22 protein-coding genes are annotated in these 22,531 nt (G+C 51.0%); 12 read left to right on the forward strand and 10 right to left on the reverse strand.

The genetic code is table 11. The annotated features are described in order from the left end of the window. Nucleotides 1–147: 147 nt before the first annotated feature. The gene (locus PsW74_RS00430; RefSeq protein WP_057462010.1) at nucleotides 148–1,146 is read left to right on the forward strand and encodes a hypothetical protein; all 999 of its coding nucleotides are present in this window, start codon (nucleotides 148–150) and stop codon (nucleotides 1,144–1,146) included. 3 nt (nucleotides 1,147–1,149) lie between these two features. After that, nucleotides 1,150–2,184, forward strand: coding sequence for a peptidoglycan -binding protein (locus PsW74_RS00435; RefSeq protein ID WP_063290240.1), 1,035 nt, complete (start codon nucleotides 1,150–1,152; stop codon nucleotides 2,182–2,184). A gap of 391 nt (nucleotides 2,185–2,575) precedes the next feature. Here the strand turns inward: PsW74_RS00435 and PsW74_RS00440 are convergent, their stop codons facing one another. Next, nucleotides 2,576–3,685, reverse strand: coding sequence for an NADH:flavin oxidoreductase (locus PsW74_RS00440; RefSeq protein ID WP_063290241.1), 1,110 nt, complete (start codon nucleotides 3,683–3,685; stop codon nucleotides 2,576–2,578). 97 nt (nucleotides 3,686–3,782) lie between these two features. On the opposite strand from PsW74_RS00440, the gene PsW74_RS00445 reads away from it, so the two are divergent. Then, entirely contained in the window at nucleotides 3,783–4,685 is a 903-nt protein-coding gene (locus tag PsW74_RS00445; protein ID WP_057462013.1) for a LysR family transcriptional regulator, read from the forward strand. 181 nt (nucleotides 4,686–4,866) lie between these two features. Next, on the forward strand, nucleotides 4,867–5,046 hold the full coding sequence (locus PsW74_RS00450) for a hypothetical protein (protein WP_057462014.1): 180 nt from the start codon (nucleotides 4,867–4,869) through the stop codon (nucleotides 5,044–5,046). Between the two features lie 81 nt (nucleotides 5,047–5,127). On the opposite strand, the gene PsW74_RS00455 is transcribed toward PsW74_RS00450, so the two are convergent. The 3 genes from PsW74_RS00455 to PsW74_RS00465 form a co-directional block, all read right to left on the reverse strand. Further along, nucleotides 5,128–5,667: a hypothetical protein gene (locus PsW74_RS00455; RefSeq protein ID WP_063290242.1), complete on the reverse strand. Its 540-nt coding sequence runs from the start codon at nucleotides 5,665–5,667 to the stop codon at nucleotides 5,128–5,130. 355 nt (nucleotides 5,668–6,022) lie between these two features. Continuing rightward, complete coding sequence (locus tag PsW74_RS00460) at nucleotides 6,023–6,742, reverse strand: cell cycle transcriptional regulator TrcR (protein WP_057462016.1); 720 nt, start codon at nucleotides 6,740–6,742, stop codon at nucleotides 6,023–6,025. Nucleotides 6,743–6,927: 185 nt separating this feature from the next. Then, nucleotides 6,928–7,935, reverse strand: coding sequence for an NAD(P)H-quinone oxidoreductase (locus tag PsW74_RS00465; RefSeq protein ID WP_063290243.1), 1,008 nt, complete (start codon nucleotides 7,933–7,935; stop codon nucleotides 6,928–6,930). A gap of 163 nt (nucleotides 7,936–8,098) precedes the next feature. On the opposite strand from PsW74_RS00465, the gene PsW74_RS00470 reads away from it, so the two are divergent. Further along, a complete protein-coding gene (locus PsW74_RS00470) occupies nucleotides 8,099–8,293 on the forward strand; it encodes a DUF1192 domain-containing protein (RefSeq protein ID WP_057462018.1) in 195 nt (64 codons plus the stop codon). A gap of 443 nt (nucleotides 8,294–8,736) precedes the next feature. After that, a complete protein-coding gene (locus PsW74_RS00475; protein ID WP_063290244.1) occupies nucleotides 8,737–9,261 on the forward strand; it encodes a DUF1465 family protein in 525 nt (174 codons plus the stop codon). Between the two features lie 117 nt (nucleotides 9,262–9,378). On the opposite strand, the gene rpmE is transcribed toward PsW74_RS00475, so the two are convergent. Continuing rightward, complete coding sequence (rpmE, locus tag PsW74_RS00480) at nucleotides 9,379–9,603, reverse strand: 50S ribosomal protein L31 (RefSeq protein ID WP_008551475.1); 225 nt, start codon at nucleotides 9,601–9,603, stop codon at nucleotides 9,379–9,381. A 262-nt stretch (nucleotides 9,604–9,865) separates the two neighbouring features. Here rpmE and PsW74_RS00485 point away from each other — a divergent pair, with 262 nt between their 5' ends. Further along, a complete protein-coding gene (locus PsW74_RS00485; RefSeq protein ID WP_208987763.1) occupies nucleotides 9,866–11,668 on the forward strand; it encodes an ABC transporter transmembrane domain-containing protein in 1,803 nt (600 codons plus the stop codon). A gap of 98 nt (nucleotides 11,669–11,766) precedes the next feature. On the opposite strand, the gene PsW74_RS00490 is transcribed toward PsW74_RS00485, so the two are convergent. After that, nucleotides 11,767–12,558 (reverse strand): SDR family NAD(P)-dependent oxidoreductase, encoded by a 792-nt coding sequence (locus PsW74_RS00490; RefSeq protein ID WP_057462020.1) that lies wholly within the window; start codon nucleotides 12,556–12,558, stop codon nucleotides 11,767–11,769. Between the two features lie 102 nt (nucleotides 12,559–12,660). Beyond that, on the reverse strand, nucleotides 12,661–14,574 hold the full coding sequence (locus tag PsW74_RS00495; RefSeq protein WP_063290245.1) for a propionyl-CoA synthetase: 1,914 nt from the start codon (nucleotides 14,572–14,574) through the stop codon (nucleotides 12,661–12,663). Between the two features lie 203 nt (nucleotides 14,575–14,777). Between PsW74_RS00495 and PsW74_RS00500 the strand changes: the two genes are divergently transcribed. Further along, complete coding sequence (locus tag PsW74_RS00500; RefSeq protein WP_063290246.1) at nucleotides 14,778–15,536, forward strand: sulfite exporter TauE/SafE family protein; 759 nt, start codon at nucleotides 14,778–14,780, stop codon at nucleotides 15,534–15,536. A gap of 56 nt (nucleotides 15,537–15,592) precedes the next feature. Here the strand turns inward: PsW74_RS00500 and PsW74_RS00505 are convergent, their stop codons facing one another. Beyond that, complete coding sequence (locus PsW74_RS00505) at nucleotides 15,593–16,165, reverse strand: hypothetical protein (protein WP_057462023.1); 573 nt, start codon at nucleotides 16,163–16,165, stop codon at nucleotides 15,593–15,595. Nucleotides 16,166–16,633: 468 nt separating this feature from the next. Between PsW74_RS00505 and PsW74_RS00510 the strand changes: the two genes are divergently transcribed. Continuing rightward, complete coding sequence (locus PsW74_RS00510) at nucleotides 16,634–18,280, forward strand: acyl-CoA synthetase (protein WP_063290247.1); 1,647 nt, start codon at nucleotides 16,634–16,636, stop codon at nucleotides 18,278–18,280. Nucleotides 18,281–18,342: 62 nt separating this feature from the next. Here PsW74_RS00510 and PsW74_RS28260 read toward each other — a convergent pair whose 3' ends face one another. Further along, a complete protein-coding gene (locus PsW74_RS28260) occupies nucleotides 18,343–18,513 on the reverse strand; it encodes a DUF465 domain-containing protein (RefSeq protein ID WP_082596622.1) in 171 nt (56 codons plus the stop codon). 398 nt (nucleotides 18,514–18,911) lie between these two features. On the opposite strand from PsW74_RS28260, the gene PsW74_RS00515 reads away from it, so the two are divergent. The 3 genes from PsW74_RS00515 (at nucleotide 18,912) to PsW74_RS00525 (ending at nucleotide 20,927) form a co-directional block, all read left to right on the forward strand. Beyond that, nucleotides 18,912–19,124, forward strand: a complete 213-nt coding sequence (locus PsW74_RS00515; RefSeq protein ID WP_057462025.1) for a DUF465 domain-containing protein — start codon at nucleotides 18,912–18,914, stop codon at nucleotides 19,122–19,124. A 123-nt stretch (nucleotides 19,125–19,247) separates the two neighbouring features. After that, nucleotides 19,248–19,751, forward strand: a complete 504-nt coding sequence (gene purE / locus PsW74_RS00520) for a 5-(carboxyamino)imidazole ribonucleotide mutase (RefSeq protein ID WP_008551529.1) — start codon at nucleotides 19,248–19,250, stop codon at nucleotides 19,749–19,751. 87 nt (nucleotides 19,752–19,838) lie between these two features. After that, nucleotides 19,839–20,927 (forward strand): 5-(carboxyamino)imidazole ribonucleotide synthase, encoded by a 1,089-nt coding sequence (locus tag PsW74_RS00525; protein WP_063290248.1) that lies wholly within the window; start codon nucleotides 19,839–19,841, stop codon nucleotides 20,925–20,927. A 73-nt stretch (nucleotides 20,928–21,000) separates the two neighbouring features. Here PsW74_RS00525 and PsW74_RS00530 read toward each other — a convergent pair whose 3' ends face one another. Beyond that, nucleotides 21,001–22,401: an MATE family efflux transporter gene (locus PsW74_RS00530; RefSeq protein ID WP_208980561.1), complete on the reverse strand. Its 1,401-nt coding sequence runs from the start codon at nucleotides 22,399–22,401 to the stop codon at nucleotides 21,001–21,003. Between the last annotated feature and the right edge of the window lie 130 nt (nucleotides 22,402–22,531).

A 22,531-nucleotide genomic window follows, 5' to 3' on the forward strand; every position in this document is an offset into this window, starting at 1 on the left:
CTTTTCTTGCCCAATCGCAGCGATTTGCGGTTTCCTATTAACCGGAAATCGCGTTATCTAAAGACATCATTAACTTTAAAGCGGGTTCTGCTTGATTGGTCTGACCAGACAAAGAGAAGCCGCTTTGCTTTAGATGTACGCAGGATAATGGCACGCGACTACGATCCCTACAGTCTGTCGAGCCCACAGGTTTATCTGTGGCGCATGATTATTTTTCTGGTTCTGGCAGGCTTCATCGCCTTTGTCCTGATCGGGCAAATCACCGCAGCCTTCATGGCAAACCCCGCATTGAACGGCCTGATCGTAGGCGTCGCAGCACTGGGTATACTTCTGTCTTTCAGGCAGGTCCTGCGAATTTTCCCGGAAGTATCATGGGTTAACGGCTTTCGCCTCGGCGATCCGCGCCTAGAGGTCCGCCGCCCGCCGATCCTTCTGGCGCCAATGGCAACTCTGCTTGGCAACAAAGCAGGCGATATGACCATCTCGCCAACCACCATGCGCTCCATGCTCGATTCTATCGGCATGCGCCTGGATGAATCCCGCGAGATCTCACGTTACCTCACCCGCTTGCTCATCTTCCTCGGTCTGGTCGGTACCTTCTGGGGTCTGATGCAAACCGTGAGCGCCGTAGCAACCACCGTCAGCACGCTGAACGCGGCAGGCGGCGATGCCAACGTGCTGTTTGAAGATCTGGTCTCCGGCATCACCGCACAGATGACCGGCCTCGGCATCGCGTTCTCCTCCTCCTTGCTTGGTCTGACCGGTTCCCTCGTTCTGGGCTTCCTCGACCTGCAGGCAGGACAGGCCCAAAACCGCTTCTATCAGGAGCTGGAAGACTGGCTCTCCACCCTGACGGATATCGATCCGGACGAACTGGGCAACGGCACATCTGCCGATATGGCTGCGGACCTGCGCATCACGCTCGACAAACTGCGCAAGTCTATGGAAACAAAAGGCGCTGAGCCGGATGAAAATTCCAACGCCGCCATGAGCAAACTGGCAGAAGGCATTCAGGGCCTCGTCCAGCACGTGCGTTCCGAACAGAAGATGATGCGCGAATGGGCCGAGGCCCAGTCCATGCAACAGCGCCGGATTGAACGCTTCCTGAAAACGCTCACCGCAGAGGTAGAGCGGGAGAAGGAATAAAGCATGGCTGGTGTACGCACACGCAGGTCTCAAAACAACTCAGAGGATTACTGGCCGGGTTTCGTGGACGCCATGTCCGCGCTCCTGCTGGTGTTCATCTTCCTGCTCTCCATCTTCATGATTGCGCAGTTCTTCCTCAGCCAGCAGCTGTCTGGCCGGGATAAGGTGCTCAACCGCCTCAACCAGCAAATCGCAGAGCTCACAGAGCTGTTGGCGCTGGAAAAGGCGAGCGTTGGAGATCTGGAATCCACCATCTCCTCCCTCCAACTGGGTCTGGACCAGACTGCTGAAGAACGGGATCGTCTTCAGGGCCTGCTCAACGAGCGCTCCGGCCAGATTGACGAGGCAGGTGGCGCGCTGGCATCCCTGCGCGCAAAGCTGGAAGGCGAACAGCAGATCAGCGATAAGGCTCTGGCACAGGTAGAACTGCTCAACCAGCAGATCAGCGCCCTGCGTCGCCAGATCGCCGTACTGGAAGACGCACTGGACGCCTCAGAAACACGCGACAGAGAAAGCCAGACCCGCATTGCGGACCTTGGCAAACGGCTCAACGTCGCCCTCGCCCAACGGGTGCAGGAGCTGTCACGCTACCGCTCAGACTTCTTTGGCCGCCTGCGCGAAATCCTCGCCCAGCGTTCTGATATTGAAGTTGTTGGCGACCGCTTTGTGTTCCAGTCCGAGGTGCTGTTCTCCTCCGGTGATGACGAGGTCAACCCGCAAGGCAAAAACCAGCTGGATATCCTCGCAAGCGCCATTTTGGAACTTGAGGGACAAATCCCATCAGAGATCAAGTGGGTCCTGCGCGTGGACGGCCACACAGATGCCCGCCCACTCTCCGGCACCGGTCGCCTGCGCGACAACTGGGAACTCTCAGCCGCTCGGGCTATCTCGGTGGTCAAATACCTCATTGCCAGAGGCGTGGAACCAGACCGCCTGGTCGCCGCCGGCTTCGGCGAGTTCCAACCCCTCGAAGAAGGCACCACCAATGAGGCCAACGCCAAAAACCGCCGCATCGAGCTAAAGCTGACACAGCGGTAGAGGTTGATAAAACCAGACACCAAAACAGGCGCTTGTGCATCCCTCAAGTGCCTGTTTTTTTTGCTCAATGAAATTGATTTAATTGATGTAAAACTACCACCCCTCAGGGCTACAGAACAACCGATGTACGAATATAGCCGACAGTCGCTGCATCCTAAAAGTTCTGCTAAGCAAGTTGAAGCAGGCCCACTCTAAGGCTTCTACACTCACCCTCATGCGTGATCTGGAATTACCCAGCTGACCAAAAACGACTTGTTACACCCGCTAAGACCGGTGGTATTGCGTATGGCCACTAAGCCATTTTGGTTGGAATTACATTATCCTCAATCCTGGACTAAGGAACTGACGGCACCCCTCTTGTGGAGAGATGCCGTAAAGAGAATGTACTAAACTAGATTTCGGCACGGGCAGAAAAGTAAGCATTCGCTGTCTCTAGATCAGCCAGAGGCGTGAACATTTCAAAATCAAACGGACGCCGTGCTTCGTTCTTTTGCACTTTCACAGGCCAATTCTGCGTAACAAGCGCGTCTTTACCAATCGCCACAAAATCACACTCATCTTGCAGGATCATTTTTTGTGCGATTGCAGGATCACCTAGGCCGCCATTCGCTATGACAGGTAAACCTGTAAGATTTTTTGCATGTGCAGCTAAAGACGGTCCATGTTGAAATGCCGAGGCCTGAGCAGCAAATTCTGTAGTGTGCACGTAATCAGCACCACTCGCTTCAACCGCCTCGAAGATGACCTTAGCGTCGTCTTCTTGTCCTGCCCATTTGTGCTCGAAGTCGTTGACCTTGCTCTGTGATAGACGTATGCCAACCGTAAAGTCACCCCCGACAGCATCACGAACAGCTTCTAAAACCTCGCATGTCAGTCGTGCGCGTTCAAATATGCCTTGGCCGTATTGGTCACCACGCTGGTTTGCGTAATCGGTTAGGAACTGATCCAAAAGATAGCCGTTGGCACTGTGAATCTCGACCCCATCTGCACCAGCTTCCTGAGCACGTTTAGCCGAGTCTGCAAAACCGCAAATTGCAGTCTTAATCTCAGAAACCGTCATTTCAGAAGGGGTAGGATACATACCAGAACCCCGATAAAACTCCATTTGATGACCTTTAGGCTGTACTGGGGAAGGGCCACGTGTCTCATTAGAGAAACGATTAAATTGAGACAGGGCACCAGCATGCATTAATTGCATAATTATTTTTGCGCCTGTTGCCTTCACGCCTTTGATTAACTCAGCCCAACTTGCAGCTTGCGTTTTATCAGTGATCCCCGGCTGGAACTCGTATCCCTGACTAAAGTGTTGGTCAGTGTAGACACCCTCGGTAATGATTGCTCCAAAGCCACCCTTGCCAAATCTCTCATAATACGGCTGCATAAGAGGGCCAACGCAGCCTGAAGCACTTGCACTGACGCGCGTCATTGGAGCGACAAGAGTTCGGTTGCGTAGCTCTAGCTTCCCAAGTTTTGCGCTTTCGAATAACTGAGAGTAGGTCATGGTATCTCCGTTTGCTGGTAGTCAATCGGGTATACCTCCTCCTGCTAGTATGTTAATTGGATGCAATGACTAATCACCTTTTCCAATTCGCCATATAATGACAAGCGAGAACCTATCAGATCTACTCGGTATTTTTCGGGTTGTTGTTGATTCTGGAAGCTTTTCAGCTGCCGGACGCATTCTCAATATCTCACCTGCCTGGGTTGCCAAGCAGGTTACCCGGTTAGAGGCTGTTTTAGGCGCTAGCTTATTGATCCGTTCAACCCGTGCTTTGCGTCTTACAGACGCCGGGCAGGAATGCTACCGAACCGCAAGTATTGTTGCTGATGAGCTGACATGGTTGAAGGACAAGCTTTGTGCAGACTCGAAGGCCATTACGGGCGTTGTACGGCTCAATGTGCCCTCAATAATTGCTCAAGATGTTATAGCTGAGCACATTTCTGAGTTTCAGATGAAATATCCGAGCATAAAACTGGACATAGTTGTATCTGATAGCTTTTCTGATGTCTTGAATGAGGATGTAGATATCATTTTTAGGGTCTCCAGAGCCCTTGAAGACAGCACAGCTGTTACACAGCAAGTTTCGTTTGTGCCACGAGTACTTTGCGCCTCAAAAGACTACCTTTCCCGTACTCCAAAAATTGAAACAAGCCATGACGTGAAAGGCCATAAAGCTCTTGTGTTCGATAGCCCGCAGAGTTCTTCTGAGTGGTTTTTGCGCTGTCGCGAGGGGCAGGAGTGGATTGCGCCAAACGTCGTGCTGCGTGCCAATAATAGTTTTGTTTTAAAACGAGCAGCGATCAGCGGCGCAGGTATCGCTTTTCTGCCTAAAGTGATTGTAGAAAGTGAACTAAGAACTGGTCAGCTGATCCATTTAGACCAAATAGAAGATGCTGACCCCTTTAAATTGTTCTTACTGCGCGCGCCCAGAAAACATCTTCCCAAGCGTGTTCAAATTGCATGGCGCTTTTTTGCCCAAGCTTGCAAAGACAAAACATAATGGGTGTAGCGCAGCAGTTGTGATGGAATGGCTGCCTCACCTGCAACAGTCTCAGGTCAAATTGACTTATTTATCCCTTAAGTACTGACGTCACACACTCATTGATCGTTTTTGTACTAGCACCATAAGCACGACAATGCTTTATGTTAGCTTCAACACAATGATAAGGTAGACTAAATCAATGGCAGATCGTTTTGAACGCCACCGCCAAGCGTGGACCCCTGAGGAAATTCGGAAGCTGCATTTGCTGGCGACAAAGGGGATGAGTTTAAAGGCCATAGCCAAAGCTCTCACGCGTTCTGAAGAATCAACCAAGAATAGAGCGAAGCAAGAAAAACTGAAGATCTCAAAAGCCCGCTGATTTCTTACGTTCAGACTTTCACAAAAGATACTTTCTTGCCAGCCTCCGCCCAATTGATACTCAAAGCCCACCTCACCCTACTCACGGACACTTTCTACCCTCAATCCGGCTATCACACACCTTCACACCGGACAGATAACGCGACCACTTCACAATCTCTGCCTTACCCACCTTTGAGCGCCAGGATTTGATGACAAAGTAGGTGCTGTCATTACCCAGAATAGCCTTGGTCAGCACTGTCTCACTTTTGGAAGCTGGTGTGGTGGTGCAGCTGGTAAGAAAGAGGCCAAACTCGTAGCCATTCTCACGCCCCTTTCTCACGAGGCGCCCATCTTGCTGCTTGCAGATAGGACTCTTCACCTGCGTATATTGCTTCTCCAGTACCTTCATCGGTACTCGCCGGGAAAAGTGAATCTGAACGGTCACCATATCCTTCCAGGTCTTCAGAGATTGTCCGCGAGGGATCATCTCAGAAACCAGCAGACCATTCTTGTTTTGTGAAAAGGCAACCTTGTAGCCCTCAGGCATTCCCACCAGAAGGTTTTCGTTCTTCAGGTCAGAGGCAAACGACAAACCGCTCGCAATAAGCAATGAAAATACAGCACCAAGCAATCTACGCATAAGAACAACTATCCAAGCAATCAGGAAATGAAGTGATGCTACATCATAGCCTCAAACCTCAACAAGGGGAGTAACTTCCCTGATGGAGGAGGCCAGCGTTCAGCCAACGAATGTAGGCCATCCCGACCTGTATAGCGCAATCAACACAGCAACGCGGCCAGAACGTAAAAAACGCAAAATAACGCAAAGGTCCACATAGCAACGCAAACACGAAAAAAGCCGCTCCCCAACAGGCAGCGGCTTTTCATGTTATCCAACAAAGGCAGGACAAGCTCTTTTAGAGTTATGCCCCTTCCAAGCGCGTTCCATTTGATTGAGTTCAATCAAATGATAAGAATTCGCTCTAAAGACGCTCTTAGCGCTCGTCTTCGTCCTCATCGCTATCACCAGTGGATTTGAAGTTCGCGAACACAGCATCTGCATCCACGGCTTCTTCAACTTCACGGGTCTTCGGCGCAGGTGTCGCAAACGCAGCAGCCATTGCTTCTTCGCTTGTTGTTTCATCAACAGGCAGAAGGGATTGCGGCTCTTCACCTTCAATCGGTTTCGGAGCGTTCTTCGCAGCTTTCTCAACTTCGATGTCCAGCTCAATCTGAGAACTCAAACCCAGAGTGACCGGATCCATCGGATCAAGATGCGCAGAGTTCCAATGCGTTCTCGTACGAATTGCTTCAATCGTCGGCTTGGTTGTGCCAACAAGACGCATGATCTGAGCATCAAGCAGCTCAGGATGGTAACGTACAAGCCACAAAATTGCGTTCGGACGATCCTGACGACGAGAAACAGGGGTGTAACGAGGACCTTTGCGCTTGTTCTCTGGAACACGCACTTTGGACTCGAAAATCTGCATACGGTAGCGCGGATCGTTTGACGCTTTTTCAATTTCGTCACGGGTCAGCTGGCCTGCCAGAACAGGGTCCATACCCTTGATGCCCTGAGCAGCTTCACCATCAGCGATCGCCTTCACTTCAAGCGGATGCAGCTTACAAAACGCAGCAATCTGATCAAAGCCAAGAGCGGTGTTATCTACCAACCATACGGCTGTTGCCTTTGGCATAAGCGGCGCGTTGGACATTGTATAAATCCCTCCTGAGTGCTCCACAGCCTAATCAAAGGTGGCGAAGCCGAATTCCATAAGAGTTTTTGGGAAACTTGAGCGCACTATACGCTCACATTTTCCCAAAAGCAAACCAGATCAACACGGGCCTCCACCATCTTTAGGAAACCTGTGAGAATTCAAAACCGGCCTATGCACTTTCCCTAAGCAACCTTGAGGATGATCTTTCCGATATGGCCGGAACCTTCCATCCTGTCATGCGCAGCCTTTACATCGCTGATATCAAAGACCTTATCCAAAACCACCTTGACGCGGCTGGTTTCCAGCAATGGCCAGACCTTCTCACGAAGAGCCTCAGCGATCTGACCTTTATACGCGTTGGTCCGTGGCCGCAGTGTTGAACCGGTGTGCGTCAGCCGCTTCATCATTAATCGGCTAAAGTTGACATTTTCCGAAGGCCCATGAAGCGTCGCAATCTGGCAGATACGCCCGTCAACTGCTGCAACAATCCAGTTCTTCTCAACGTAATCACCGCCAACCATATCAAGGATCACTTCAACCCCCTGCTTAGCTGTGATGTTACCAATCTCTTTCACAAAATCGGTCGTCCGGTAGTTGATCACATAGTCCGCCCCAAGCTCGCGAACCGCCTGTGCCTTCTCATCAGATCCGACCGTCGTAAACACCTCAGCGCCGAAGGCCTTTGCCAACTGAATAGCTGTTGTCCCGATCCCGGAAGACCCGCCATGAACAAGGAACTTCTCACCAGACTGAAGCCCCAAACGGTCAAACACATTGGACCACACCGTAAAGAAAGTCTCCGGAATGCCGGCAGCTTCCTCCATAGATATCCCCGCAGGCACATGCAGAACATGCGCAGCAGGCGCAACACAATACTGCGCATACCCACCACCCGGCGTCAGCGCACAAACCCGCTCCCCAAAGCTGTGAGAAGCAACCCCTTCTCCCAACTCCACAATTTCACCGGAAACTTCCAATCCCAGCAAAGGAGAAGCCCCGGGAGGTGGCGGATATGCTCCCGTCCGCTGAATGACATCCGGACGATTTACCCCCGCCGCATGAACCTTAATCAGCACCTCGCCGACACCAGGTCTGGGGACTTCAACCTCTGCAATTTCAAGGACTTCCGAACCTCCGACACCGTTCATTACAACGGCTTTCATTTGTGCTGAACGATCATCTACTGTCATAAGCTGCCTCGATTTTTGCAAATAGCGAAACTGCTGCTTGCTCACCTTCTCAATTAGGTAAAGAATAGTAGCCAACAAGTGCCCGTCTACCCCACCAAAGGTGAATTCTCGCTTTTTTGATATCGAGAATTCACCAAGGCAAACACAAGGAGTACATAACGCTATGGGTTTATTCGATGATGATGACACACCTCGCCCAGCAACCTCCGGGGTAATGGTGGGAGAGCCCCTCACGAACCTCTCAATCCACGAATTAAATGAGCGTCTTGAGCAGCTTAAGGCAGAGATCGTGCGCGTTGAGAATGAGATCGAAACAAAATCAAGCGCCAACTCATCAGCCGAAAGCTTCTTTAAGTAATCAAACAAAGTTTAAAACAAAAACTTACTCAAATTCATATAAATGCAAGCTACAAATTGCAAATAAATGAATTGGATACTTATAGTTTACGTATCGTTAACCATTTTAAATTAGAACTTAGTTATTCCAGTTGATCTGGAACCAGAGTGAACATTCACTCTGCTTGACGCCTCCCTGTTAAAACACCTCAGAGCCGCACCGATGCGGCTCTTTTTTTCTGCTCAAGCAACACCCAATCCCGGTTTAATCACTCTATTCACAACCATGAGTTGGCACGGGCTTTGCTCCGCTCAGATTGAAGTAAGATCTCTTGCTCCATTTCGAGACAGTTTTATTCTTTCCAAAAGGCTCACTTCAATTTTCGAGCCGTAATTGTTTCAGACTGGGATTTTAAAGGACGCGAGTGAGAGAAACCTAACGCAGTTATTGAAGGGATTTTTAAGATGGGTGAATTCAAAACTGAAACAGGGCCAGAGAACACCTTCAACTTCGCTCAACGGCTCATGTCCTCCCAAAACTTCACGGAGCTTTTCCGCGAAGGAATGGGCCTTATTGAAGACACTGCATCCTATCTTGATGGTCCGGGAAGGAAACAGAGCAAAGCTCTTGGCTCCGCCGCGTCTCTCGCCTACGCAACCGAGTCCATGCGCCTCACCACACGCCTCATGCAGATGGCCTCCTGGCTTCTGCTGCAACGGGCAGTCAATGATGGTGAGATTGTACAAGCAGAAGCTCAGAATGAGAAAAACAAGATCCGCGTCGATAATGCGACCAAGGAAATGCAGAACCCGGCCTGGCCAGACCTGCCTGAAACACTTCGCACCCTGATCGAGACCTCACTCCACCTGCAAAGACGCATCAAGCACGTCGATAGCATGCTCAAGGAGGAGCTCCTGCGCGAGCAAGCGGCAAACACCTCCAATCCAGTGGGTGATCAGCTCTCTCAAATCACAGCGGCTTTTAAATAGCCTGAGAAGTTTCGCTAGCGTCAAACTCCGCTAGCAACCCTGCGCACTCCTCAAACGCGCACAAAAAAACCCGAAGCAAACGCTTCGGGTTTTTTAATTTCGCAAACTTCAGAGCAATTATTTACCCAGGAAGCCACCAAACTTGTTGGTGAAGCGGGACACGCGACCGCCACGGTCCATGAGCTGACGGTCACCACCAGTCCATGCTGGGTGGGAGCTCGGATCGATGTCGAGCTGCAGGGTGTCACCTTCTTTACCGTAAGTAGAACGGGTGGTGAATTCGGAACCATCAACGAGCTTTACAGTGATGGTGTGGTAATCTGGATGAATGTCCTGTTTCATGACTAAACTGTCCTGTCAGCAACGGCTGAGCCGCCTCAATCAAAAGATGGGCTTAGGGCTGGCCTGAAGCATCGGTAGAAAGAAGCCGCACTTTTCCAAGAACGGCACAATTGTGAAGGCGTCTATACCCCATCCAAACCGAGGAAACAAGAGGGTACAGCCCGCAGAAAACCAGAGAAAGCGCTTGCAATTAAAACTATCGGGACACATCTACTGCATCATACGATAAACTTAAATGATTTCGCAGATATCCGGGGGTGGCATGAGCCAGCGGGACTCAAACAATCGGGAAAAGACCTTGCGTCCACTCGCAACACTTTTCCCTTATCTTTTAAGGCACAAAGCCCGTCTGGTTCTGGCAACCTTTGCTCTGCTGGCGGCAGCTGGCCTTACTTTGGTTCTGCCAATAGCCGTCCGCTACATGGTTGACTACGGTTTTACCGGCGACAACCCCAACTTGATTGACGATTATTTCATTGTCATTATTTTTGTAATCGCGCTACTCGCCCTCACCAGCTCTCTTCGTTACTATATGGTCATGATGATTGGTGAGCGAGTCGTAGCGGACTTACGCTCTGACGTGTTCCGTCACCTCACTTATTTATCCCCCTCATTCTACGACAAAACAAAGTCCGGTGAGATCATTTCGCGCCTGACAGCCGATACGACCCTCATTCAGTCAGCATTCGGAGCCAGCGCATCTATTGCCTTGCGACACCTGTTGATGTTCGCTGGTTCGACAACCCTGATGGTCATCACCAGCCCGCGCCTCTCCTTGTTTGTGCTGCTTGCGATCCCGCTCATTGTTCTACCACTGCTTGGCTTTGGCCGTGCGGTTCGTAACAGAACCAGCCATGCACAATCCACTCTGGCAAATGCAATTGCTTATGCAACAGAAGCACTTGGTTCCATTCGCACACTGCAGGCTTTCACCAATGAAAAGAGCGTTTCAGACAGGTTTGCAGGAGATATCGAGACAACCTATGAAGTTGCTCTCATTGCCACCCGCGCTCGCGCATTCCTGATTGCGACAATCATCCTGATCATCGCCTCAAGCATTGTGGCAGTACTCTGGGTTGGCGCACTGGACGTGATTGATGGCCGTATGAGTGGCGGTCAGCTCACACAGTTCCTCATCTATTCCATCATTGCTGCTGGAGCTATGAGCGAGCTCTCTCAGGTATGGGGCGAACTGGCAAAAGCCGCTGGCGCAGCAGACCGCATTACAGGACTGTTGCATGTCCCATCCGAAATCAATGCACCAGCCAATCCAGTCACTCTCCCCTCTCCTGCCATTGGCGAGCTTGAGTTTGATGATGTCGACTTCCATTACCCAACAGCAAAAGAAGCTGGCGTTCTGGAAGGTTTGAACCTCTCCGTCAAAAAGGGCGAAACAGTTGCGATTGTCGGCCCAAGTGGCGCAGGCAAGTCCACTCTGTTCCAGCTCTTGATGCGATATTACGATCCGGTTGCAGGTAAGGTCACACTCGACGGCATCGAACTGAACTCTGCTGATCCACGAGACTTACGCGAGCACATCGCTCTGGTCCCTCAGGACACCGCTATTTTCGGCAGCTCAATTGCAGAAAACATCGCATTTGGCAAAGAGGTCGCGTCCAGAGAGCAAATTGTTGAAGCTGCAAAGTTCGCGTTGGCTGATGACTTCATCAACAACATGAGGAACGGTTATGACACACTCATTGGCGAGCGCGGAGTAACTCTCTCAGGAGGACAACGACAGCGCATCGCGATCGCTCGTGCCATTCTGAAAGACGCCCCTGTTTTGCTGCTGGACGAAGCCACCAGCGCACTGGATGCCGAAAGCGAGACCATTGTCCAAAAAGCCCTCGATAAGCTTATGGAAGGCCGGACCACACTGATTATCGCACATCGTCTGGCAACGGTCCTCAAAGCAGATCGTATCGTTGTGATGGACAGTGGGAAGATCGTGGAAGAAGGCACCCACGACACACTGGTCGCTCAAAACGGCCTTTATGCAAAACTCGCCAGAATGCAGTTTGAGATTGGAGCAGAAGCGCTCAACTCTCAGGAAAAAGCAAGCTAGAGCGCACTCCAGAAAGCGTATCTGGCTTTCAGACAAAACACTCATAAAAAAAGCCGCGCTTGCATCAAGCGCGGCTTTTTCAATTCTATCTGCGAAGCTTACTCAGGCTCACTCACATCCACTGTATAGTTCAGCGGCATGCGCGCACCATCAGCAAAAATGGTCTGCCCGGAAACATAACTTGCATCTTCTGAAGCGAGGAACGCAGCAATGCTGGCCACTTCAGCAGGTTGCCCCAAACGGCCAAGCGGCGTCCGGGAAAGAACCGTTTCCATCTTGCTCGCATCCTGCACAACGCTCTTGAGCATCTGTGTCTCAATGGAACCAGGCCCAATACCATTCACACGAATGCCGTGCTTTGCCAACGCCACAGCCGAAACGTGCGTCAGCTGGTTCAAGCCACCCTTGGAGATGGTGTAAGGAACCTGATCAGGGATCGCTAAAACACTGTTTACGGAGCTGATATTGATGATTGAGCCAGCAGAACCGCCCTCTTCAACTTTCTCGACCATATGCCGTGCAACAGCTTGAGAGCACAGGAATGCACCCTTCAAGTTGACACGTAAAACCCGGTCAAAATCATCTTCAGAAAGTTGAAGAAAATCACCAGCTGCTGTAATGCCAGCGTTATTAACCAGCACATCAATGTCGCCAAACTCATCCAGAGTGTTTGCAACCATATTGCGTACATCAAGGCGAACGCTGACGTCGCAATGGCAAAACGCCACATGCCCAAACTCGGAAAGAGCTTCCTGAGCCGCTTCACCGGCCCGCTCATCGGAGTCGGAGATCATGACTTTGGCGCCATCTTGCAAAAAACGCTGCGCAATAGCGTAACCGATGCCTTGAGCGCCACCGGTTACAATCGCAACTTTCTTCTCTAGTTTCACTTTGAAGATACCTCTGGCAATGCCGAAATTTCGCCGACCATAATCTCAAAGCCTAAACATGTCGATGCACTTCTCCAGTAAAACTGCTTAGTTTCTCTGAATTTAGCTAACAGATGCCACTCCACGAACAGAGATCGCTTCAGCAATTTCCTCGAGAATAGCAGGGTCATCAATTGTCGCTGGCATCTTGAACTCTTCACCATCTGCAATCTTCCGCATGGTCGCTCGAAGGATCTTGCCAGACCGTGTTTTGGGAAGGCGCTCAACGGTAATCGCCAGCTTAAAGGCAGCAACAGGACCAACCTTTTCACGCACCAGAGCAACCAGCTCTTTCTCAATCACAGCAGTTTGTTTTTCAACGCCACTCTTCAAAACGACAAAACCACATGGCAACTGGCCCTTGAGATTGTCGGCAATCCCGATCACGGCACACTCAGCCACATCCGGGTGTTCAGAAAGAACTTCCTCCATGCCACCGGTAGACAAGCGGTGCCCAGCCACGTTGATGATGTCATCGGTACGAGCCATGATGAAGAGATAGCCGTCATCATCCATAAGACCAGCATCTGCCGTCTTGTAATAGCCGGGGAACTCTGTGAGATACGCTTCCTTGAACCGATCATCAGCATTCCAAAGCGTTGGCAGCGATCCCGGTGGCATCGGTAGCTTCACAACAATGTTGCCAAGTTCACCCGCTCCAAGCGCATTCCCCTCATCATCAAGCACGCGCATATCATATCCCGGCATTGGGACAGTGGAACTGCCCAACTTGATAGGCAGCTTACCCAGGCCAAGAGGGTTACCAGCGATGCACCAGCCAGTCTCTGTCTGCCACCAATGATCGATGACAGGTACGCCGAGCAGGTTTTCTGCCCATAAAATTGTATCCGGATCAGCTCGCTCTCCTGCAAGGAATAGCGACCGCAGGCCAGCATTGCTGTACTTCGCCAGCTCTTTACCTTCCGGATCTTCTTTCTTGATCGCCCGGAAAGCCGTCGGCGCGGTAAACAACGAAACCACGGAATGCTCTGAGATCACCCGCCAGAATGCACCAGCATCGGGTGTTCCAACCGGCTTACCTTCATAAAGAATAGTCGCGGCCCCATGAAGCAGCGGCGCATAAACGATGTAAGAGTGACCAACCACCCAGCCCACATCAGACGCAGCCCAGAACACTTCGCCCGGATCAATACCGTAGAGGTTTTCCATGGACCACTTGAGGGCAACCATATGCCCGCCATTGTCACGCACCACGCCTTTCGGCTGTCCGGTCGTACCGGAAGTGTAGAGCACGTAAAGTGGATCAGTCGCAGCAACAGGAACACATTCGGTGGTCATCTTCTCGGCCACCGCAGTTTCCATCAGCGCGCCCAGATCAAAGTCACGGCCTTCAATGAGGCCAGCAACCTTTTGCTCGCGTTGCTGAACAAAACAGAAATCAGGTTTATGGGAGGACAGTTCAATGGCACGGTCCAGCAGCGGCTTATACTCAACCACACGCCCCGGCTCGATGCCACAGGACGCGCTGATGATAGCCTGAGGTTTGCAATCCTCGATACGAACAGCAAGCTCTTGAGCCGCAAAACCGCCAAATACAACAGAGTGGATCGCACCAAGCCGTGCGCAGGCGAGCATCGCAAACGTCGCTTCAGGGATCATGGGCATATAGATCAGCACCATAGAGCCTTTTTCAACGCCCTTCTCACGCAGCAGCGCTGCCATAGCTCCCACTTGCTCTTGCACATCAAGATACGTATAGGTGCGCTTCTCACCAGTAACAGCACTGTCGTAAATGATCGCTGGCTGTCCCGGACGGCCATGCTCTACGTGGCGATCAACACAGTTGTAGCAGGTGTTGCACTCACCGCCGACAAACCATCGTCCATATGTGCCTTGCGAAGCATCGAATGTCTTGGTGTAGGGCGAGAACCAGTCAATGCCCTTAGCAGCTTCATCCCAGAAGGCTTCTTTGTTTTCTTTCCATCCATTGTAGATGTCGTGGTATCGGCTTGTCATAGCTGCTCTCCTCCCATGCACCCCTGCATAGTACCTGTCCACAGGTTCGGCTAAGACTGAGCCCTGAATGCCCTAAAGGCAAGTTTTGCTATATTATAAAATCGGCTTATAACTAAAGATAACCATATAGTTTTCAACCCGCCTATTTCTTAGTTTCCTCTTAAATAAAAAGGACTTGCCTGCACCCTTGCGGGAAACAAATCATGCTGCCAATTACCGATCCCTTCTTCTACCTCTGTGCAATACCTGCTGTTTTCATCGTTGGCATGGCCAAAGGAGGATTCGGAGGCGGCCTCGCCCTTGTCGGTGTGCCGCTTATGTCATTGGCAATTCCACCTGTGCAGGCAGCAGGAATACTCCTCCCGATCCTGCTGGTCATGGACGCAGTCGGTCTTTTCTCCTACCGGGCAATCTTTTGCAGGAAAACACTGGCCATTCTTATACCAGCTGGCCTGACAGGAACTCTGATCGGCTATTTCGCGGCAGCCTACATCTCTGAAACCCACATCAGATTGGTCACTGGCGCAATCGCTTTGGTCTTTGTGCTCGATTATTGGTTCAACAACAAAGCCAACAAACCACCAAAGCCGCAGAATGTGCTTTTAGGAGGGTTCTGGGGCACAGTTTCTGGTGTCACCAGTTTCATCGCCCATGCAGGCGGAGCCCCATTTCAAATGTATGTCTTGCCACTCAGACTGGCACCACCAGTCATGGCAGGTACCGCAGTCATCTTCTTTTCGGTCGTAAATTTCTCAAAAATGCTGCCTTACTTCGCCCTTGGACAGTTTGACGCCAAAAACATCGCGACATCTCTTGTATTGCTACCGCTCGCCCCTCTGGCGACACTGGCGGGAATCAAGATCGTAAAACACATCAACAAAGAGCTGTTCTACAAGATCACGTATGCAGCCCTGTTTGTTATCGCACTCAAACTGATTTGGGATGGCGCATCAGGCTTTTAAGGCGTGTTATACGGTGGAGAGAAAGGATGTAGCATAAGCCATCAACTACGTGAGTATCAGTCGCGCTCACCCAAGCCGTGGTAAAGCACACTCTTGATCATGTCGATTGGCCCGTCGACCTCAAAAGCAGCATCCGGCATTGTCTTCCAGGTCACTCGGTTATGAAAGAAACCAGAGGGATCAGTCAGATCCAGATCTCCACGCGCGGGCGAAACAATCCGATACCGAACTTGCTTTGCATTATAGGCATCTGATGGATTGCCTGCATATTCTGAGCTTGGCGGCTGCCCTTCGACCCACGAGAAGAAATAAGTCCGCAGCTGATCTGCCATACTGCCTGTCGAATTGAGCTGACCGAAGTTGAGTTGGAGCCCGACAACCAGACAAACAGCTGTCGATATGGCCCAAAGATACCAATGATCCCGGAAGTGATTCAAAATGACTGCACGATTGAGATACAGCTGGATCAGAACAGGGAACGCCACCAACAAAACAAACCACTGCGCATCCTGTGATCGCTGTGGTCCGAGGGTGAAAATATAACCCGTCAGAGCCACGGTAATCGCGCAGAAAACCACGCCAAAGAATAAGGCGATTTTCCCCTGTCGATTTGGTGTCACTACGGTCATGCGAGCCCTGCTTGTTCATCACTCGCCGTATCAAACGGGTCGCGATTTATTCTTTTATCAGACAGGTCTACATTACAAATCGAAAGGCAAACGGGGAAGACTTCTGAGGTGTTGCAAATTGTCGCGAGCGTTTGTCTTGCCCAAAAACGCAACAAGATTTCACCTTTGCCGTTAAGTTAAGACACCAGTTGCAACCACCGCATTTAAATTCGCCGAATATATCGACACCAATCCACAAAACATCTCAAAAATACTTATAGATGAAAGTCTAATAACAAGAAGACCCTCAGACTAACATCTAAGTCACCTGAACTACCCCCTGCGTCTATACTCAGATATATCAAAATATGCGACACTCTTAATTCCAAGCTCTTCATCGGAGCCAATAACTATCTTGGGAAAGCTGATAGCCAGCTCAACGGATCTTCGCAGTTCTCTTGAGCGGAAGTTGAATGCCTGGGGAATTTCATGAAAAACAATAGTCCAAACACATCATATTTCGACAAAGACCTCCCAAAAACTGAAGCAAATTACACGCCATTAAGCCCACTCAGTTTTTTGGAGAGAGCTGCAAAAGTTTTTCCAAGCCACACAGCCATCATTCACGGCAAGATTCGCAGGTCCTACAAGGAGTTCTATGAGCGCTCTATTAAACTCGCGAGCGCCCTGGAAAAGCGTGGTATCGGCAAGAATGACTGCGTGTCTGTCATGCTGCCCAACACACCACCCATGCTTGAAGCTCATTACGGCGTACCAATGGCTGGAGCCGTTCTCCACGCACTCAACACCCGCCTTGATGCCGCTATCATCGCATTCCAGCTAGACCATGCAGAGAGCAAGCTCGTAATCGTTGATCGTGAGTTCTCGAAGGTCATGACCGAAGCATTGGAACTGGTAGCGGTGAAGCCGGAAGTGGTGCTTTACGACGACAAAGAATTCCCTCAATCAGCCTCCGCAATTGGAGAGTTGGAGTACGAGGAGCTGATCGCCAGCGGTTCCGCTGATTTTGACTGGCAACTTCCCGCGGATGAATGGGATGCAATCACGCTCAACTACACTTCGGGTACAACAGGAAACCCGAAAGGCGTCGTTTATCATCATCGTGGTGCCTACCTTCTCGCACAGGCAAACATCATCACCGCAGCCATGGGCAAAAAACCGGTCTATCTCTGGACACTGCCAATGTTCCACTGCAATGGCTGGTGTTTCCCATGGGCTTTGTCCCTCGTTGCCGGAACGCATGTCTGTCTCCGTCAAGTACGACAAGCCCCTATCTGGAATGCCTTGGCAGATGAGAAAGTCACACACCTCTGCGGTGCTCCAATCGTGATGTCCACATTGCTCAACACCTCTGAGGATCAGAAGCGCAAACTCACCCATGATGTCGAGTTTTTCACCGCCGCAGCGCCGCCACCTGAAGCTGTTCTTGCAGCTATGGCAGAGGAAGGCTTCAATGTTACTCATCTCTATGGGCTGACAGAAGTCTATGGCCCAGCCGTCGTCAACGAATGGCATGATCATTGGAATGAACTTCCGGCATCAGAACAAGCTGCATTGAAAGCCAGACAAGGCGTCAATTACGTCGCTTTGCAGGATCTCGCTGTTCTCGACCCCGAAACCATGAAGCCAGTCCCTGCTGATGGAGAAACCATTGGCGAAGTCATGTTCAAAGGCAATGTTGTGATGAAGGGGTATCTGAAGAACCCCTCCGCAACACAGGAAGCCTTCAACGGCGGTTGGTTCCACTCTGGTGACTTGGGCGTTCAGCATGAAGATGGATACGTCCAACTCAAAGACCGCTCCAAAGACATCATCATCTCAGGAGGTGAAAACATCTCATCCATTGAGATCGAGGAAGTCCTCTACAAACACCCGGAAATCTCATCAGCAGCAGTGGTTGCCCGTCCCGATGACAAGTGGGGGGAAACTCCCTGTGCATTTGTGGAGCTGAAAGAGAACAGCAGTGTGACGGAAGACGATATCGTAACCTACTGCAAACAGCATCTGGCCAGCTTCAAATCACCAAGAACTGTTGTCTTCACAGACCTGCCGAAAACCTCAACAGGCAAGATCCAGAAGTTCGTACTGCGCGAAGAAGCAAAAAAGATCGGCTGACCCCAAACAAAAAATGCGCCGCTAAAAGCGACGCATTCTCTATTCGGTTAAGAAAAAGGAAGCTACCCTGTCACTCGTATTCGCGAGATCTCATCCTTAAGCTTCAACTTTTGCCTTTTTAGATTGCCTAGTTCGATCTCATCCATCGAAGGATGGTGCTTGGCTGTTTCCAGCTCCCTCTCAATGGTAGCATGGCGGCGTTCCAGCTCAGTCAAATGCTCACGGATGGACATAGGTTTTGATCCTCCTACATTGTCTCTGTTACAGGAGGATGATGGCACCATTTTATTGAGTTGTCGAACTATGATTAGCTGTTTTTTTGGGGCCTCTACAACGCGAGATCGCTAATTCATGAAAAACTTAGGGAACTTATAAATGACCCAGTAAATTTAATGGGTTTCATATTCCACTCAAAAGAGAACTTCACTAAGTATTCAACCCTATATATACGCTGCGTAAATCCGTCATGAGACAACACTTCCTGTAAAAATCGAGAGACTCTTGTTCATCACCGCTGCACATTCGGTATACTGTTGCCGAGCGGTGAATTGCGACAACGCGCCCCACCAGATTTGATCAATGATGGGTCTCGTTGCACACAGACCGATATGTGTCATGTGAGGACAAAACGATGACGGAAGATACTCTCGATCAGGATAGCAAGCGTTCCGAGCTCGCTGAGTTGCGACAGGAGCATCGGGATCTTGATCATTCCATCGAAGCGCTCATTGAAACGGGACGGGCAGATGTTCTCCAGCTGCAACGCTTAAAGAAGAAAAAACTGATGCTAAGAGACCAGATTCAGGTACTGGAAACACAGCTCTTACCTGACATTATTGCCTAAATTAGAGGCAGAGCTCTAACCTTCGTATACTATTGGCATTTCTTGTTGTAATTGGCTTGAAACACGCCGTGTTATTTCTATAATCCGCGCTTTCTTCCCAGACGCTCAGAGGGTGCCCGTTTTATGAACCGCACAGACCAGCCAGAAGTCGCTATCATCATGGGAAGCCAATCCGATTGGCCAACCATGAAAAATGCTGCAGATACGCTAGAAGCACTGGGAGTTTCCTATGATGCTCGCATCGTCTCAGCTCACCGCACCCCGGACCGTCTGGTAGAGTTTTCCAAAACAGCAAAAGAGAACGGCTTCAAGGTTGTTATCGCTGGCGCTGGCGGAGCAGCCCACCTTCCGGGCATGGCTGCATCCATGACACCGCTGCCAGTGTTTGGTGTTCCAATTGAGTCGCGCGCCCTTAAGGGACAGGACAGTCTCCTTTCCATCGTTCAAATGCCAGCAGGCATTCCGGTCGGCACTCTTGCCATTGGTCGTGCAGGTGCTGTCAACGCAGCATTAATGGCAGCTGCTGTTTTGGCACTCAACAATCCGGAGATCGCTGCCAACCTGGATGATTGGCGCGAAAAGCAAAGTCAGGCTGTGGCCGAGAAGCCAGTCAACCCGGAAGAGTAAGAGTTTCAGAGGCGCCCACTTGCAGGCGCCTCATTTGTATCAAGCCGCCCCTAACATCTGGCCCCTAACATCTGGAAAGTTTTCGAAATGGGTTCCACACTACGTCCTGGCGACACGATTGGTATTTTGGGTGGAGGCCAGCTTGGCCGCATGATCGCGCAAGCCGCCAGCAGGATGGGCCTGAAGTGCCATATCTATTGCCCGGATGAAAACAGCCCCGCTTTTGAGGTCTCAGAAAAGAAGACCGTTGCGGCCTACGAAGACGAACAAGCACTCACCCAGTTTGCGAAAAGCGTTTCAGTCGTCACTTATGAGTTCGAAAATATCCCCGGCGAGACAGCCCGCATTCTGGAGCAGTTTGTTCCAGTTCGCCCCGGCCCACATGCACTGAAAGTTTCCCAGGATCGCCTGGCAGAAAAGACATTCCTTTCAGAAGAAGCGGTGACGCAGGTCGCTCCCTTCATAAAAGTCGACACGCAGGCAGAACTGGAAGCTGCGCTCATGGAGTTGGGCGGTCAGGGTGTACTGAAAACGCGCCGTTTTGGATATGATGGCAAAGGCCAGATCATGATCCGTACACCTGAGGATATCGAAGGCGCCATGAGCAAGCTTGGCGATCAGCCAGCCATCCTTGAAGGCATCGTCCCGTTTGAAAAAGAGATCTCCATCATCGTCGCGCGTGGCGTGGATGGAACAGTCAAATGCTACGACCCTGCGGACAACTACCACAAGAACCACATTCTGAAGACCTCTAGCGTACCAGCAGACATCCCGGCAGAAACCGCTCAGGAAGCCATCGATATGGCAACCCGCATCGCTGTTGCGCTCGATTATATCGGAGTGATGGGTGTAGAACTGTTTGTCGTCAGAGACGGCGAGGCTACAGAGTTGAAGGTCAACGAAATAGCGCCACGCGTTCACAACTCAGGTCACTGGACAGAAGACGCTTGTCCGGTTTCTCAGTTTGAACAGCATGTTCGCGCTGTTGCTGGCTGGCCACTTGGCAGGCCAACCCGAGCACACAACGTCATCATGGAAAACCTGATTGGTGATGATGTCAACTCATGGGAATCAGCACTTCTGGAGCCAAACGCTCGTCTGACGCTCTACGGTAAAGCAGAGACACGGGAAGGCCGCAAGATGGGCCACATCAACCGCCTCTCCCCAAAATCCTGATCGCGTTATCCTACAAAGAAAAAGCCCCCGAAGATCTGATCATCTTCGGGGGCTTTCATTTAATTGAACCAGACTATCCTAGCCTAACCAGACCAAGTTGATCGCGTTTTTGGAACCGGATCAGCAACAGGATGCCGGTGATAAAGAGACCACTGGCCAAACCAACCCAGATCCCTTCTGGGCCCCAGTTAAAGGTGAACGCCATCACGTAGGAAAGCGGCACCCCAATAATCCAGTAACCAATCACCGCAATCACCATTGGTATTCGCGTATCGGAAAGACCGCGCAGAACACCGCCAGCGACCACCTGAATACCATCAACAACCATGTACACCGCTGCAATAAAGACCAGCGGCACGCCGAGGCGGATCACATCAGCTGCGTCTGGATTGCTGGTGTCCAGATAGAAGGAAATCAGCGTGTCAGGGATCGCAACAAACAACACCGCACCAAGCAGGCCAATCACAATGGACCAGATCAGTGCGACCCAACCGGCCCGCGTAATAGCATCAGCATCACTACGGCCAGATGCGATACCAACACGCACCACAGCAGCGTTTGCAAAGCCAAGCGGAATCATAAACGCAATACCAGAGAGCTGAACCGCAATACCGTGAGCAGCAAGCTCCAGTGTCCCGATCCACCCCATCATCAAAGCGGCAGCTGCAAACAGTCCCACTTCAGCAACCAACATGAGGGAAATCGGCCAGCCGAGACGCAGGATTTCGAAGAACGCAGGCCAGTCAGCACGCCAAAAGCGAACAAACACCTCATATTTGCGAGACTTCTCTTCCCAAAACACATAGGCAATCAAAATCACACAGGATGCCAACGCAGTCACTACAGACGCAATCCCGGCACCTAGAATGCCAAGTTGAGGAAAGCCGTAATAGCCAAAGATCAGCACATAATCGAGAAGTGCATTGACCACAGCACTCACCACAGTCGCCCACAAAACAATCTGCGAACGTTCAATACTGGTAAGGAAGCTACGCAGCGCCGCCACAAAAAGAGATGGATACATCGACCACTGCACAATGCGCAGATAATCCGCAGCAATGGCAGAAACTTCTGCGTCCTGCCCAAGAGCCAGCAAGAGACTCTCACCGTTCCACAGCACGACCATCGCAAAAGTCGTATAAATGAGCGAAATCCAAAGGCCCATGCGCGAAGCACGCCGCACATTACGCACGTCGCCTTTACCTTCGGCTCTGGATGCCAATGGCATAACGGCTTGCAAGAACCCAAGTCCTGCCAGCCATGTCAGAAAGAACAACTGCAAAGCCAGCACGGATGCTGCCAGCTCTGTTGCGCCAAGCCAACCGATCATCAATGCATCGGTGGCATTAATTGCCATCTGCGCAAGTTGCGCACCGATCAAAGGCAATCCCAAAATAAGCGTTGCATTGGACTCCCCCCACCATGCAGACATGGATGTGGGTTTGGCAACGCTGGTGCTTTCAACCCGCGTCATCATAAGCTCCTGAAGAAAAGGGCATGGAGCCCCTCCAGAACTTGAGCCTCTCAAGAACATAAACAAGGCTGGCTCCTGCAATTGACCGCAATGCCTCGCTGGGAGGAAACTTCCTATCATAGAAACAGAC

The sequence above is a fragment of the Pseudovibrio sp. W74 genome, from assembly GCF_001623085.1.
Taxonomy (GTDB): Bacteria; Pseudomonadota; Alphaproteobacteria; order Rhizobiales; family Stappiaceae; genus Pseudovibrio.